9 protein-coding genes are annotated in these 16,028 nt (G+C 76.0%); all 9 read left to right on the forward strand.

The genetic code is table 11. The features are described from left to right. Positions 1-10 precede the first annotated feature (10 nt). Positions 11-1,447, forward strand: a complete 1,437-nt coding sequence (locus tag AB0E88_RS00580; RefSeq protein WP_361621384.1) for an enoyl-CoA hydratase/isomerase family protein — start codon at positions 11-13, stop codon at positions 1,445-1,447. Next, entirely contained in the window at positions 1,444-2,490 is a 1,047-nt protein-coding gene (locus tag AB0E88_RS00585) for a thiamine pyrophosphate-dependent enzyme (RefSeq protein WP_361621387.1), read from the forward strand. The genes AB0E88_RS00580 and AB0E88_RS00585 overlap by 4 nt, the downstream gene beginning before the upstream one ends. Continuing rightward, a complete protein-coding gene (locus tag AB0E88_RS00590) occupies positions 2,487-3,515 on the forward strand; it encodes an alpha-ketoacid dehydrogenase subunit beta (protein ID WP_361621390.1) in 1,029 nt (342 codons plus the stop codon). The genes AB0E88_RS00585 and AB0E88_RS00590 overlap by 4 nt, the downstream gene beginning before the upstream one ends. Further along, positions 3,512-4,267 carry an alpha/beta fold hydrolase gene (locus AB0E88_RS00595; protein WP_361621393.1) on the forward strand — a complete coding sequence of 252 codons (756 nt, stop codon included), beginning with the start codon at positions 3,512-3,514 and terminating at the stop codon, positions 4,265-4,267. Before AB0E88_RS00590 ends, AB0E88_RS00595 begins: the two co-directional genes overlap by 4 nt. Before the next feature lie 56 nt (positions 4,268-4,323). Continuing rightward, positions 4,324-4,542 carry an MbtH family protein gene (locus AB0E88_RS00600; RefSeq protein ID WP_361621395.1) on the forward strand — a complete coding sequence of 73 codons (219 nt, stop codon included), beginning with the start codon at positions 4,324-4,326 and terminating at the stop codon, positions 4,540-4,542. Next, on the forward strand, positions 4,539-5,861 hold the full coding sequence (locus tag AB0E88_RS00605; protein ID WP_361621398.1) for a PLP-dependent aminotransferase family protein: 1,323 nt from the start codon (positions 4,539-4,541) through the stop codon (positions 5,859-5,861). The genes AB0E88_RS00600 and AB0E88_RS00605 overlap by 4 nt, the downstream gene beginning before the upstream one ends. Before the next feature lie 233 nt (positions 5,862-6,094). After that, positions 6,095-13,810: an amino acid adenylation domain-containing protein gene (locus AB0E88_RS00610; RefSeq protein WP_361621401.1), complete on the forward strand. Its 7,716-nt coding sequence runs from the start codon at positions 6,095-6,097 to the stop codon at positions 13,808-13,810. Positions 13,811-13,829: 19 nt separating this feature from the next. Further along, positions 13,830-15,107 (forward strand): LLM class flavin-dependent oxidoreductase, encoded by a 1,278-nt coding sequence (locus AB0E88_RS00615; protein ID WP_361621404.1) that lies wholly within the window; start codon positions 13,830-13,832, stop codon positions 15,105-15,107. Beyond that, positions 15,104-15,973, forward strand: coding sequence for an LLM class flavin-dependent oxidoreductase (locus tag AB0E88_RS00620; RefSeq protein ID WP_361621407.1), 870 nt, complete (start codon positions 15,104-15,106; stop codon positions 15,971-15,973). The genes AB0E88_RS00615 and AB0E88_RS00620 overlap by 4 nt, the downstream gene beginning before the upstream one ends. The last annotated feature ends 55 nt before the right edge of the window (positions 15,974-16,028 follow it).

The raw sequence follows: 16,028 nt of genomic DNA on the forward strand, positions 1-16,028 counted from the left end.
GAGAAACACCGTGCGCACACCCACCCTGCGCGGCCACACCCCGCGGGCCGCCACCGCCCCGGTCGCCCCCTCCACCCGGCCGGCCCCGGCCGGCCGGGCCACCGCGCCCGGGCCGGACCTCGCCCGGCCGCCCGCCCTGTCCGGTGACTTCACCGCCGACCGGGCCGCGGTCACCGCCCACCTGCAGGCGGCCGTGGAGCGGATCGCCGGCTACGGGCCGCGCACCGGACGCACCCCGGCCGCGCAGCGGCACGCGGCCACCGTGCACGAGGAGGCGCACGACCTGCGGCGCCGCTTCCTCGCCGCGCACGCCGAACGCGTCTACGCCGAACTGACCGACGGCCGCACCCGCTCGCTGCGCCTGGAAGAACTCACCGAGCAGGCCGCGCGGGCCTTCCCCGGACTGGTGCCCACCCGGACCCAGCTCGCCGAGGACTCCCGCCACCTCCAGCGCAACAAGGAGGGCTGGGAAGTCGCCGTCGGGCTGTTCTTCCAGGCCGTGCTGAACGCCCCCGCCGCCGGTGAGCACCTGCTGCGCGCCATGCTCCGCCCCACCGGCCGGGCGCTGGACGCGCTGCCCGGCTACCAGCTCACCGGCCACGCCGACCTGGGCGTGGCCACCGTCACCCGCCGTGACGGCATCGCCCATCTGGAGCTGTGCAACGACGAGTTCCTCAACGCCGAGGACGACGCCGCCGTCGAGGCCCTGGAGACCGGCACGGACCTCGTGCTCCTCGACCCTGCCAGCCACGTCGGCGTACTGCGCGGCGCCCCGCAGACCCACCCCTCCTACGCCGGACGCCGCGTGTTCAGCGCCGGCATCAACCTCACCCACCTCTACCACGGCGACATCTCGCTGCTCGGCTTCATGCTGCGCCGCGAGGCCGGCTACCTCGCCAAGTTTGTGCGCGGACTGTGCCTGGACGACACGCACGGCGACGGCTGGTGGCCCGACGCCGACAAGCCGTGGGTCGCGGCCGTCGACTCCTTCGCCATCGGCGGCGGCATGCAGATCCTGCCCGTCATGGACCGCGTGGTCGCCGCCGACGACGCCTGGTTCAGCCTGCCCGCCATGGAGGAGGGCCTGGTCCCGGGCCTGGCCAACCTGCGCCTGCTGCACCTGACCGGCTCGCGCGCCGCGCGCCGGCTGATCCTGGGGGGCCGCACGCTGCGCGCGAGCGACCCGGAGGCCGCCCACATCGTCGACGAGACGGTGCCCGCCGACACCATGGACACGGCCGTGGACCGCGCCGCCCGGCACCTCGACCACCCGGCCGTGGGCGCCAACCGGCGCATGCTCGCCCTCGCCGAGGAGCCCACCGGCCTCTTCCGCCGGTACCTGGCCCGCTACGCCTACGAACAGGCCCGCCTGCTGCACAGCCCGGCCCTCATCACCACCCTCGAGCGCACCTGGATCCACCGCACCGCCCGCAAGGACTCCCGATGACCGTGCTCGAGGAGGAAGCGCCCCCCGCCGACGCGCGGCAGGGCGAGAGCCGCACGGCCCTGGCCCTGTACCGGGCCATGGTCACCGGCCGGGCCTTCGACGCGACGGCCACCGCGTTCACCCGGCAGGGACGGCTGGCCGTCTACCCGTCGTCGCGTGGACAGGAGGCCTGCCAGACCGCGCCCGTGCTGGCCCTGCGCGCCACCGACTGGCTGTTTCCCACCTACCGGGAGAGCGTCGCCCTGCTCACCCGGGGCATCGACCCGGTCGAGGTGCTGACCCTCTTCCGCGGTGACCGCCACTGCGGCTACGACCCCCGCGCCCACCGCACCGCCCCGCAGTGCACGCCGCTGGCCACCCAGTGCCTGCACGCCGCCGGTCTCGCCGACGCCGCCCGGGCCGCCGGCGAGGACCTGGTGGCCCTCGCGTTCGTGGGCGACGGCGCCACCAGCGAGGGCGACTTCCACGAGGCCGTCAACTACGCGGCCGTACGCCGCGCCCCCGTCGTCTTCCTCGTCCAGAACAACCAGTACGCGATCAGTGTGCCGCTGTCGAAGCAGACCGCCGCCCGCTCACTCGCCGACAAGGCGGCGGGCTACGGCGCCGCCGGCGTACGCGTCGACGGCAACGACGCGCAGGCCGTGCACCGCGCCGTCACCGAGGCCGCCGCCCGCGCCCGCGGCGGCGAGGGCCCCACCCTGATCGAGGCGGTCACCTACCGCATGGCGGCCCACACCAACGCCGACGACGACACCCGCTACCGGGACGCCGCGGAGGTCGCGTCCTGGGCCCGCAAGGACCCCATCGCCCGGCTGGAGCGCCGGCTGCTGGCGAGCGGCGCGCTCGACGAGGCCGCCGTGACCGAAACGGCCCGCGCCGCCGAGGAGTTCGCCCGCCGGCTGCGCCGCGCCTTCGACGCGCCCCCCGAGAGCGACCCCACCGAGATGTTCCGGCACGTCTACCGGCACCCGCCGCACCGGCTGCGCGCCCAGGCGGCCCGGCTGGCCGGCGAACTGGCCGGGCGGCAGGAGGACAGAGCATGACCCGCACCCCGCAGCCCCCCGGCGCGGCGGACACCACGGTCACCATGGCCAGGGCACTGAACGCGGCCCTGCGGGACGCGATGCGCGCCGACCCCGGCGTCGTGGTGTTCGGCGAGGACGTCGCCGCCCTCGGCGGGGTCTTCCGCATCACCGACGGCCTGGCCCGCGAGTTCGGCGACGAACGCTGCTTCGACACCCCGCTCGCGGAGTCCGCGATCATCGGCGCCGCCGTGGGCATGGCGATGTACGGCCGCCGCCCCGTCGTCGAGATGCAGTTCGACGCGTTCGCGTACCCGGCCTTCGAGCAACTCGTCAGCCACGTAGCCAAGTTCCGGGCCCGCACCCGCGGCGCGCTGCCCCTGCCGCTGACCGTCCGCATCCCCTACGGCGGCGGCATCGGAGGCGTGGAGCACCACAGCGACTCCTCCGAGATCTACTACATGGCCACGCCCGGCCTCACCGTCGTCACGCCCGCCACCGCCGCCGACGCGTACGCGATGCTGCGCCGCTCCGTCGAGTCCGACGACCCCGTGATCTTCCTCGAACCCAAGCGCCTCTACTGGCAGAAGGAACACACCGCACTGCCCACCGACACAGGTCCCCTCGGCTGGGCCTCGATACGCCGCCCGGGCACCGACGCCACACTCGTCGCGTACGGCCCGGCCGTGCCCGTGGCGCTCCAGGCCGCCGAGGAGGCGGCCGCCGACGGTGTCAGCCTGGAGGTCGTCGACCTGCGCACGCTGTCCCCGCTGGACGAGGAGACGGTGTGCGCCAGCGTGGACCGCACCGGCCGCGCCGTCGTCGTCCACGAGGCCCACGGCTTCGCCGGGCCGGGCGCCGAGATCGCCGCCACCATCACCGAGCGGTGCTTCTACCGCCTGGAAGCGCCCGTGCTGCGGGTCGCCGGCTTCGACGTCCCCTACCCGCCGCCCCTCGTGGAGGCGCACTATCTGCCCGGTGTCCGGCGGGTCCTGGACGCCGTCGCCCGCCTGGAGTGGCCCGCGCACCGGACGGCCGCGGCATGAACACCCCCTGGTACCGCTGCTTCGCCCCCCGCCCGGAGGCGCGGATGCGGCTGCTGTGCTTCCCGCACGGCGGCGGCTCGGCGAGCGCCTACCGCGACTGGCCGGCCCTGCTGCCCGGGACCGTCGAGGTGCACGCCGTGCAGTACCCGGGGCACGCCGACCGCATCGGCGAGCCCCTGCACACCGACCTGCACCTGCTCGCCGACGCCGCCGCCGACGCCGCGCGGCCCCTGCTCGGCAAGCCGTTCGCCCTCTACGGGCACAGCCTGGGAGCCCTCGTCGCCTACGAGACCGCGCTGCGGCTGGAAGCCGCCGGGCACCGGCCCGTCCGGCTCGTCGTGTCCGGGATGCCGCCGCCCCACCGCGTCCGGCCCGGCACCGTGCACCTCGCCGACGACGCCGGGCTCCTCGCCGAACTGCGGCGCCTGGGAGGGCTGCCGCACGAGGTGGCCGCCCATCCCGACCTGCTCGCGATGGTGCTGCGCACCGCCCGCGCCGACTACGCCCTCGGCGAGCGCTACCGGCAGCGGACCGGCGCCCGCCTCAGCGCCCCGGTGACCGTGCACCGCGCCACCGGGGACCCGGAACTGACCGCCGAGGAGGCCGCGCAGTGGGCCGGCGTCACCGACGGCGAGGTGCGGTGGCAGACCTTCCCGGGCGGCCACTTCCACCTGGCCGAGGAGCCCGCGCCGGTCCTGCTGGACGTGCTCGCCGACCTCGTCAGCGACACGTCAGTGGGCTGGCAGGGGTGAGGGCGACAGTGGATCGGGACCACCCCGACCCGCCGCCGAACACCGGGAGCAACGACATGAGCAACCCCTTCGAGGACCCCGAGGGCACCTATCTCGTCCTCGTCAACGACGAGGGCCAGCACTCGCTGTGGCCGTCCTTCGCGGAGGTCCCGGCCGGCTGGACGGTCGCACTGTCCGCCACCGACCGCGACAGCGCCCTCACCTACGTCACCGAGCACTGGAGCGACATGCGGCCCCGCAGCCTCGCCGAGGCCATGAAGGGCACGGCGGCATGACGTCGGGCGCGGGTGTGCTCGCCGCACCCGGCCGCACCGCGTCCGCACTGACGACGGCGGACCTGCACGCCAGCCTCAGCGATCCCGCGCTGACGTCCATGACCCTGCTCAACGAGATCACCGGCGACCACCCGGACGCGGTGTCGTTCGCGGCGGGGCGCCCCTACGAGGGCTTCTTCGACACCGAGGCGCTCCACCGTCACCTGCGGCTGTTCACGCGGTACTTGGAGCAGGACCGCGGCCTGGACACGCGCGGCGTGCGCCGCACCCTGTTCCAGTACGGGCCCACCAAAGGCGTCATCAACGAACTGATCGCCCGTCACCTGCGCCTCGACGAGGGCATCGAGGCCGGCCCCGAGGACATCCTCGTCACCACCGGCTGCCAGGAGGCCATGGTCCTGGTGCTGCGCGCGCTGCGCCGCGACGAGCGGGACGTCGTCCTCGCCGCCGCCCCCACCTACGTCGGCTTCACCGGCGCGGCCCGCCTCACCGAGACCCGGGTCGGACTCGTACCCGAGGGACCCGCCGGGCTCGACCCCGCCGCCGTCGGCGCGGCCGTGGCCGAGGCCCGCGCCGCCGGGCTGCGCCCCCGCGCCGCCTACGTCGTCCCCGACTTCTCCAACCCCGGCGGCGCCCGCATGTCCGAGGAGGACCGCAGGCACCTGCTGCGCGTGGCGGACGAGCACGACATCCTCCTGATCGAGGACAACCCCTACGGGATGTTCCACGACGGCGCGGGCCGGCCGCCGACGCTGAAGTCGCTGGACCACGGCGGACGGGTCGTGTACCTCGGCTCGTTCGCCAAGACCGCCTACCCGGCGGCCCGCATCGGCTACGTCGTCGCCGGGCAACCCGTCGCGGAGGGCGGGGTGTTCACCGACCAGCTCGCCAAGCTCAAGAGCATGCTCACGCTCAACACCTCCGCCGTCGCCCAGGCCGCCATCGGTGGACTGCTGCTGGAGAACGGCTGCAGCATGGAACGGGCCTGCGCCCGCGAGGCCGCCGTCTACCGCCGCAACCTGCGCACGCTGCTGGACGGGCTGGCCGCCCGCTTCCCGCGCGGCGGGCCGGTGAGCTGGAACGTGCCCGCCGGCGGGCTGTTCGCCGTGCTCACGGTGCCGTTCGTGGCCGACGAGGAGGCCCTCGAGGAGTCCGCCCGCCGCTTCGGCGTGCTGTGGACACCGATGCACCACTTCTACGCGGGCACGGGCGGCGGCCTGCACCAGCTGCGGCTGTCGTTCAGTGTGCTGACGCGGGAGGACATCACCACCGGCCTGGACCGGCTGACCGCGTTCATCACCTCCCGCACCCCCCACTGACCCGCCCCGCGCCCACCCCCCGGCGGCCCCCCAGCGGCCACCCCCCGGCCCGCCCGCCTCCCCTCCCGCCCCGGCTTCCCCACGGTCCCCCAGGACCGCCGGGCGGGCGGGGCCGGCGGGCGCGGCGTCGTATCAGCCGCTCGTCAGTGCCGTGCCAGGGCGGTGCGGCACGCTCGGCGCGGGCGGTGCAGACCGCCGGGCCGAGGCCTCGGATCCGACCCAGGAGACACCCGATGACCAAGCTCCAGCCGCCGGGCGAGCGGCAGACCGCGACCGCCGCACCCGGAGCGGACCGGGCACGGCGGCTGCCGCTGACCGAGGACCAGCTGGGCCTGCTGCTCCAGCACCGCGCCGACCCCGCCGCCTCCCCGTACAACGTGCCGCTCGCCGTGGACCTGCGCGGCCCCCTGGACACGGAAGCCCTCGAGGCCGCCCTGGCCCGCACCGTGGCCCGGCACCCGCTGCTGTCCGCGCGCGTCGCCGACGACGAGGACGGCGACGGGCTGCCGCTGCTCGACCTGGACCCGGCCCGCGTGCCCCGCCTGGAGCGGCGCACCGCGAGCACCGGCCCCGACGGCGTCTGGCCCGCCCGGGCGGTGGCCGCCGAGGCCCGCCGCGAACTCGACCTGGAACACGACGGCGTCCTGCGCGCCGTCCTCGTGCGCCACGCACCCGAGCACCACACCCTGCTGCTCGTGGTCCACCACGTCGTCGTCGACGGCGAGTCCACCGGCATCCTCCTCGCCGACCTGCTCGCCGCGTACGAGCACGGCGACGTGCCCGGCCCCGCACCGGCCGCCGAATTCGACGCCTACGTCACCCACCGCGCCGCCGAGGCCGCCCGGGACACGGCCGCCGCCGAGGCGTACTGGCTCGAGCGGCTCGACGGCGCCGACCTCACCGTCGACTTCCCGCACGACACCCCCGGCGGCGCCACCGAGGCGTGCGAGGCCGCCGTACCCCTCGACCTCGACGCGGATTTGTGGGACCGCGTCCGGGCCTTCTCCCGCACCCACCGCGCGGGCGCCGCCGCCGTCCTGCTCGCCGCCTACCTCAAGGCCCTCGCCACCTACGGCCGGCAGTCCGCGGCCACCGTCGGCGTCCCGCTGGGCGCCCGCACCGACCCGCGCTTCGACCGCACCGTCGGCCACTTCGTGCGCACCCTCCTGGTGCGCGCCCCCGAACAGCGCCCCGGCGACGGCCCGGCACCGACGGCCGCCGCCTTCGTCACCGCCGTGCAGACCGAGCTGGCCCGCGCCGTCGACCACGCCCGGCTGCCCTTCCCGCGCATCGCCCGGCTCGCTCCCGGCGACGCCGACCGGCCGCCGTTCAACTGCACCTTCGTCCTGCACAGCTGGGCGGACGCCACCAGCGCCGCCACCGACGGCGTCGCGCTGCGCGAGGGACTGCGTGCCCACTGGCGCCAGGACGTGCACGCCCCCGGCCTCGGGCTGCTCACCCTGGAGCTGTACGAGGGGGAGAGCGGGCTGCACGGCCGGCTCAAGTACGACGCGAGCCGCGTCGACGCCGCCACCGCCGAGGCGTTCACCGAGCACATCGCCACCCTCGCCGCCCAACTGGTGGCCGACCCCGACCGGCCCGTGGCCGACCTCGATGGCCTCGGCCCGCGCGCCCGGGCCACCCTCGACTTCCTCAACGCCACCGACCACCCCGTCCCCGACACGGACATCGACACCCTGCTGCGCGAGCGTGCCGCGGACCGGGGCGACGCCACCGCCGTCGAGTTCGGCGACTCCCGCTGGAGCTACCGCGAGCTCGACGAGCGCGTCGACGCCTACGCCGCCGGCCTCGAGACCCACGGCGTACGCGCCGGTGACCGGGTCGGCGTCCTGCTGCCGCGCAGCGACGAGGCGGTCGCCGCGATGCTCGCGGTGCTGCGCGCCGGCGCGGCCTACGTGCCCCTGGACGCCTCCCACCCCGAGGTGCGCCGCCGTCACATCGTCGACAGCAGCGGCATGCGGCTCGCCCTGGTGGACCCGGACACGGCGAGCGCCTGCCCGTCCGGTCCCCGGCAGCTGACGCTCGCCGACCTCGCCGTACGCGGCGGCCGCCCCCGGCTGCCCGGCCCGGACGGGCGAAGCGCCCTGCACGTGCTGTACACCTCCGGCTCCACCGGCCTGCCCAAGGGCGTCCAGCTCAGCCACCGCGCCCTGGTCACCGACATCCTCGCCGCGATACGGCACTTCGGCATCGGGCCGGACGACGCGGTGCTGCTCAAGGCACCCTTCACCTTCGACGTCAGCGCGCACGAGATGCTCGTCGCGCTGGTGGCCGGCGCCCGCCTGATCGTCGCGCCGCCGGACGCCGAACGCGACCCGGACCTGCTCGCCGAGACCCTGGACCGGCACGCGGTGACCCTGCTGCACGCGGTGCCGTCCCAGCTGCGGCTGCTGCTGGAGGCGCGGGCGTTCGCGGCCAACCGGACGCTGCGCACCGTCGTGTCGACGGGAGAGGCCCTGCCGAACGAACTGCGCTCCGCGTTCGAGGCGGTGCACCCGGCCCGGCTGCACAACGCCTACGGGCCGACCGAGACGTCGTACTCCACGGTGTTCTCCTGGAGCCGCGGCGAGGACGCGTTCTGGACCCGCCGGGCCGAGGTGCCGATCGGGGTGCCCTTCGACAACATCCGCTGCTACGTCCTCGACGAGGACCTGCGGCTGCTGCCGCCCGGAGCGCCGGGCGAGCTGTGGATCGGCGGCGGCACCGTCTCCGACGGCTACGTCGGCGACCCGGCGCGCACCGCGGACCGCTACCGCTCGCTGCGGCTGGGCGGCCGCACCGACACCGTCTACCGCACCGGCGACCTGGTCCGGCTGCTGCCCGGCGGCGTGCTCACCCACCTGGGCCGCCTCGACGACCAGGTGAAGATCAACGGCAACCGCGTCGAACTCGGTGAGGTGCGCGCCGCGCTGGCCGGCCTGGACGGAGTCGAGGACGCCGCCGTCCAGGTCGCCCGCCACGCCGGCGGGAGCCTGCAGATCGTGGCCCATGTGGTGACGCGTGTCGCGCCCGGCGAACTGCGCGCCGCTCTGCGGCCCCTGCTGCCCTCGCACATGATCCCCGCGCACATCCACCAGGTGCCGCGCATCCCGCTCCTGCCCAACGGCAAGACCGACCGCCGCGCGCTGGCCCAACTGGCCCTCCCGGACACCGACGGCCCGGCAGCAAGGTCCGGCACGGCACCGGCCGCCGGCGCCGGGGGGCCGGAGCGTACCGGCCCGTCGCCGGACGCCGGCGCCCGTCCCGCCGGCACCGCGCCGGCGGCGCCCGGGGCCGGCGGGACCGCTGCCGCCGGGACGCTCCCGCCCGCCCGACCGGCGACGCAGCCGCCCGGCGACCCGGCCGCGCCCCCGAACCCCGGCGGCACCGCGGGAGACGCCGCCCCGCAGCAGGCGCCCGCCGCCTCCGGGCGGGCCCTGGAGGCCGTACGGGCCGTGTGGGCCGATCTGCTGGGCAGCGCGAGCGACGACGCGCAGTTCTTCGAGGCCGGGGGCGACTCCATCCTCGCGATGCAACTCGTGTCGCGGCTGCGCCGCGAGGGCTTCTCGCTGGTCCTGCGCGAGATCTACCGCCATCCGGTGCTCGCCGACCTCGCCGCGCACCTGGGCGGCGGCACCGACGAGCGGCAGACGCCCGGCCACGCCCCGGCCGCACGCACGGCCGCCGCCCCCGCCCCCTCGGGCGGTGCCTCACCGCTCGCGCCCGTCCAGGCCTGGTTCTTCCGGCACATCAGGACCGACCTGCACCAGTGGAACCAGTCCGTCCTGCTCCAGCTCAACCGCCCCGTCGACCCCACCACCCTGCGGCTGGCCCTGCAGGCCGTCGTCGCGGCGCACCCGGCGCTGTCGGCGCGCTTCGAACGCGACGGCGACGACACGGACCCGGCCGGCCGGCTCATGGTCGCGGCCGAGCCGTTCGCCGCCTACCCGCCCCGCGACGTCCTGTGGGAACGCCACATCACCGACGAGAGCGGCTTCGACCGCGCCCTGGAGGACGCCGAGGGCAGCCTCGACCCGCTCAAGGGCGTCCACGTGCGCGCCGTCCTCGTCCACGACCGGCGCTCCCCGGCCACGCCCGCCCACCTGCTGATCGCCGTCCACCACCTCGTGGTCGACGGAGTCTCCTGGCGTGTCCTCCTGGAGGACCTCGAACACGCGCTGACCGCGCTGGCCGACGGCGTCCTGCCCGCCCTGCCGCCCGAGGCGTGCCGCTACGAGGACTGGGTCGCCGCGCTGCCCGCCGTGGCCGAGCGCCCCGGCGAGGCCGACCACTGGCGAGCCCTGGCGGCGGCCCGCCAGGAGGCGCACACCCTGCTGCTCACCACCCCCGCGCCGGACGAAGAGCGCATCCGCCGGGTCGAGTTCTCCCTCGACCCCGAGGTCACCGCCCGGCTGATCGGCCCGCTGCCCGCCCGGCTCGGACTCCAGGTCCACCAGGTCATGACCGGAGCGTTCGCGCAGGCCCTGGCCCGCTGGCGGGGCGCCCGGACCGTCACCTTCGACGTGGAGACCCACGGCCGCCACGGCCGCGACGACCTCTACCGCACGGTGGGCTGGTTCACCTCCATCCACCCGGTGGTCCTCGGTGCCGACCGCGCGCTGCCCCCGGAGCGCTACCTGGCGCGGATCAGCGCCGACCTGAACGCGGTGCCCGACGGCGGAGTCGGCTTCGGCGCCTGCCGCGAGTTCTCCCCCGACCCCGCACTGCGGACACTGCTGCGCGAGCTGCCGCCCGCCCTGGTGTGCTTCAACTACTACGGCCAGGCCGACCAGTTGAGCCCGTCGGGCGGCTTCACCATGTCGGAGCGGCCGATCCCGCGCGAGCACTCGGCCCGCTGCGAACGCGTCTACGGCATCGAGGTGTACGGCATCGTGCACGGCGGCCGGCTGCGCATGGGACTGACCTGGGTGCCGAGCCCCGCCGACGGTGTCGACGAGGCCGGTGTCGACGCGCTCGTGGCCCAGCTGGCCTGGGTGCTGGCCACCCTGGCGGGGGCCGACCCCCACACCGTCGTCCCCGCCGAGATCGCCGCGCCGGGCGCCGCCGCACCGGCACCGCGCCCCGCCGCCCAGCCGGCCCTGCCGGCCGCGGACGGGCCGGAGACCGTACCGGTGACCCCGCAGCAGCACGGCCTGCTCCTCGACGCGCTCGCCCACCAGGGCACCGGCCGCTATGTGGAGCAGCTGTTCTGGCGCTGGCACGGCCCCCTCGACACCGACCGGTTCACCGCCGCCTGGCAGTCCGTCTTCGACCGCGAGACCGTGCTGCGGGCCGCCTTCGACTGGCAGGACGAGCCGCGCCTGGTGCTCCACGACGACGTGAGCGCCGAGGTGACCCGGCACGCCGCCGGATCGGTCGACTGGGAGGACCTGACCCGGCGGGACCTGCTGCGCGGCTTCGATCTGCGCAGCCCGGGACTGCTGCGCGTGAACCTCCTCGACGAGGCCGCTGAGGAGGGCGCGCAGCCCTCCGTGCGGATCCTGCTCACCTTCCACCACGTCCTGCTCGACGGCTGGAGCGTCTCCGTCCTGGTGCAGGAGTTCTACCGCGCCTACCTCGCCGGAGGTCTCCTGGCGGGCGGCGAGCGGCGTCCCGACATCCGGGACTACGCGCGCTGGCTCAAGGCCCAGGACACCGCGCCTGCACGGGAGTTCTGGTCCTCGGCCGTCCCGGACACCGCCCCCCTCGTGCGGCCCGCGGTCCCCGGCCCGGCCACGGGGCAGAGCGGTTCGGGGCGCGCCGAGGTCCGCATCGGCGCCGCGGACGCCGACCGGCTGCGCGCCTGGGCGGCGTCCTGCGCCGCCACCGAGTCCAGCGCGCTGCAGGCCGTGTGGGCGCTGCTGCTCTACCGGGCGGGCGGCGTGGACGGGGCCGCACCGGTCGGCTTCGGTGTCACCGTCTCCGGCCGCGGCATCGCCCTCGACGCCGTCGAGCGGCTGCCCGGCCTGCTGATGAACTCGCTGCCCATGACCATCCGGGTCGACCCGTCCGCCGAGGTCACCCGGCTGCTGACCGAACTGCGCGACCAGGCCCTGGACATGGCCGCCTACGAGTGGGTGTCGACCGGGCAGATCCACGAGTGGAGCGGGCGCCGGCCCGACGAGCGGCTCGTCGAGAGCCTCATCGTGTTCGAGAACTACCCGCGTACGTCCGACGACCTGGAGTCCACGCTCGCCGAGCACGGCATCAGCGTCGAACTGCCGGACGCGGCCGGCTCCCAGACCGCCTTCCCCGTCACCCTGCTCGCCTACCGCGACGTGGACGGCAGCCTGGTCCTGGCCGCCGTCCACGACCGGGCCCGGCTCGCCGACGCCGAGGCCGAGCGGCTGGTCGCCCAGTGCGCCCGGCTGCTGCGGGAACTGCCCGGCCTCGGCGCGGTGACCGTCACCGACGTCCTGACCGCGCTCTCCGACGAGGCGCCGGTGCGCATGGCCGACGCCCCCGCGGCGCCCGGTGAGGACATCACGGAGGTCTCCTGGCCCGACGCGCCCGAGACCGAGCTGGTCAAGGACGCCTGGACCGCCGTGTTCGGCGGGGGCGAGGTCGACCCCGGCACGCACTTCTTCGACGCGGGCGGCCACTCCCTGCTGGCCGTACGGCTGTTGCGGGAGATCGCGCAGCGCACCGGCCGCACCCTGCGGCTGGACGACCTGATCACCCACCCCCGGGCCGGGCAGCTCGCCCGGCTGCTGGCCGACGGGCCGGAGGAAACGGACGGCAGTAGCGCCGCCGACGCCGTGCTGGTGCCGCTGCGGCCCGCCGGTCGTCCCGGCGCGGGCACCGTGTACCTGGTCCACCCGCCCGGCGGCCAGGTCGCCTGCTACGCGCAGCTCGCCCGCGAGTACCAGGGCCCCCACGCCCTGGTCGGGATCCGCGACCCGCGGGTCGACGACCCCGAGCCCGCGCACCTGTCCACCGAGGATCTCGCCGAGCGCTACCTCGACGCGCTGCGCCCCGCGCTGGAGCGTGGCGAGCGGATCGTGCTCGGCGGCTTCTCCGGCGGCGGCGTCGTCGCCTACGAGATCGCCCAGCGCGTCGTCGCCGAGGGCGGCCGCCCGCCGCTGGTCGTGATGGTCGACGCGGGCGCCCCCGACGGCGACCTCACCGACGCGGAAGCGGACGGCTCGTTCGCCCGACGGCTCCGGGAGGTGGCCGAGGGCCGCACCCCGTCCCCGGCACCCTCCGCCGCGCCCGGCACCGAAGCGGACGGGGGGCAGCAGCACCGGACGAGCCCCGCGGGCCCGGCGGGCGCCGCCGACGCGACCGGCCCGGGCGCAGCCGCCGACACGGCCGGTGCCGTGGCTGCCGCCGACGCCGGCCCGGGTACCGCCGACGCCGGCCCGGGTACCGCCGACGCCGGTACGGGCCCCGCCGACGCGACCGCCACCGGGACCTCCGTCGAAGTCGGCGCGGGCTCCGCCACTGCCGACACCGGTACGGGCTTCGGCCCCGACGGCACGGGCCCCGCCGACGCGGCCGGCGCCGAGGCCGCCGTAGCCGCCCCCGGCAGCGGTGTGGTCCGCGCGGGCGACGCGTCGCTCGGCGACGGCCCCTCCGCCGGTGCCACCGCCGAACCCGAGGGCGCCGACGCCTACCTCGCCGAACTCGCCCAGATCGCCGAGTGGATGCGCGGCGACGGCGGCGGTGACCCCGTCGCACTCATGCGGGACAGCGTCGAGGCCGTGCAGCGCTACCGGCCGCGGCCCTACGCGGGCCCCGTCGTGGTGCTGCGCGCCGGTGACACCGGCTTCGGCCGCGGCACCGCCTACGACGAGAGCGACCGCTTCCACCGCCGTCCCGGCCTCGGCTGGGAGGACCACGTCGAGGACCTCGCCATCCGGGTCGTCCCCGGCAACCACGTCACCATGCTGACCGGCGACAACGTCCGCCGGCTCGCCCGGATCCTGGCGTCCGCGCTCACGAACTGACCCGAGGAGAGCACCGACCATGACCAGCCCGCCCCGGCGCATCACCCTGGCCGGCATCATCGACGGCCCGGGCGGCCATGTGGCCGCCTGGCGCCACCCGGCCACCCAGGCGGACGCCCAGCTCGACTTCGCCTTCCACCGCCGCAACGCCCAGACCCTCGAACGCGGCCTGTTCGACGCGGTGTTCATCGCCGACATCGTCGCCGTGTGGGGGACCCGCCTGGACTCCCTGTGCCGTACCTCCCGCACCGAGCACTTCGAGCCGCTCACCCTGCTCGCCGCCTACGCCGCGGCCACCGAGCACATCGGCCTGTGCGCCACCGCCACCACCACGTACAACGAACCCGCCCACATCGCCCGCCGGTTCGCCTCCCTGGACCACCTCAGCGGCGGCCGGGCCGGCTGGAACGTGGTCACCTCCGCCGCCCCGTGGGAGTCCGTCAACTTCGGCTTCCCCGAGCACCTGGAGCACGGACTGCGCTACGCCCGGGCCGAGGAGTTCATCGACGTCGTCAAGCGGCTGTGGGACAGCGCCGGAGCGCCCATCGGCCACCACGGCGAGCACTTCGACGTCCCCGGCCCGCTCGGCCTGGCCCGCCCGCCCCAGGGCCGCCCCGTGATCATCCAGGCCGGGTCCTCCCCGGTCGGCCGCGAGTTCGCCGCCCGCCACGCCGAGGTGATCTTCACCCGGCACAACACGCTCGGTGACGCCCAGGGCTTCTACGCGGACCTCAAGGCACGCGTCGCCCAGCACGGCCGCGACCCGGAGAAGGTCCTGGTGTGGCCGACGCTCGCGCCGATCGTCGCCGCCACCGAGACCGAGGCCAAGCAGCGCCTGGAGGAGCTGCAGGACCTGACCCACGACCACGTGGCGCTGCGCACCCTGCAGGACTTCCTCGGCGACGTCGACCTCAGCGCGTACCCGATCGACGGACCGGTGCCCGACATCCCGTACACCAACCAGTCGCAGTCGACCACCGAGCGGCTCCTCACGCTCGCCCGGCGCGAGAACCTCAGCATCCGCGGGCTCGCGCTGCGCCTGATGGGCGACATCGTCGCCGGCACACCGGAGCAGCTCGCCGACCACATGGAGAGCTGGTTCACCGGGCGCGGCGCCGACGGCTTCAACATCGACTTCCCCTACCTGCCGGGCTCGGCCGACGACTTCGTCGACCACGTGATCCCCGAGCTCCAGCGCCGCGGCCTCTACCGCACGTCCTACGAGGGCACCACCCTGCGCGAGAACCTCGGCATCGACACGCCCGCCACGACCCGGAAGGCAGGTGCCGCGGCATGACGTCCTCCCTCACCTCCCCGCTCCTCATCGGCCGGATCCGCGCGTACGGCACGGCCGAGGCGCCCTCCCTCGCCCACGTCCTGCGCACCGTGCACGCCGCCGAGGCAGCCGGCCTCGACGCGGTCGTCCTCGACGACGGGGCCGCGACGCCCGGCGCACAGGCCCTGTTCGAGACCACCACCCTCGCCGCCGCGGTCGCCGCCGCCACCGACGGGATCGGGGTGATCCTCTCCCCGCTCCCCGCCGACCAGGCCCCGTACCACGTGGCGCGGATCGTCGCCTCCCTCGACCACCTCGCGCACGGCCGCATCGGCTGGCTGGCCGGCGCGGACGACGCCGAGGGCCGGACCGCGGAACTCATCGAGGTGGCCCGGGGCCTGTGGGACAGCTTCGACGACGACGCCTTCGTGCACGACCGCGCCGACGCCCAGTACTGGCGGCTCGACGGCATCCACCGGCTGGACCACCGGGGCCGGCACTTCGACGTCGCCGGCCCGCTCAACGTCGCCCGGCCGCCCCAGGGACACCCCGTCGTCGCCGTCACCGATCCCGGGCTCGCGGCCGGCGCCGACCTCGTCCTGCTCGGCCCGGACCACGCGGCCGACGCGGTGCGCGCCGTGCGCGCCGCCGCCCCGGCGGCGAAGGTGCTGGGCGAGCTGCCCGCGGACAGCGACGCGCGCCGGCTGCTCGCCGACACCCGGGCCGACGGCCTGGTCGCCGAACTCACCGGCCCCGACGACCCGTTCCTGACCTGGGTCGCCCTCGCCCTGCGCCCCGGCGCCGCCCCTGCCCCGGGCACCACGCTGCGGGCTCGGCTCGGCCTGTCCCGGCCCGCGAGCCGGCACACCGGGGCCGCCGCGGCCTGACACCGGCACGCGCCCCGCGCTCCATCCCATCCGACCACCAGCCCGTCGCCCAGGA

It is taken from the genome of Streptomyces sp. NPDC028635, assembly GCF_040637635.1.
Taxonomy (GTDB): domain Bacteria; phylum Actinomycetota; class Actinomycetes; order Streptomycetales; family Streptomycetaceae; genus Streptomyces.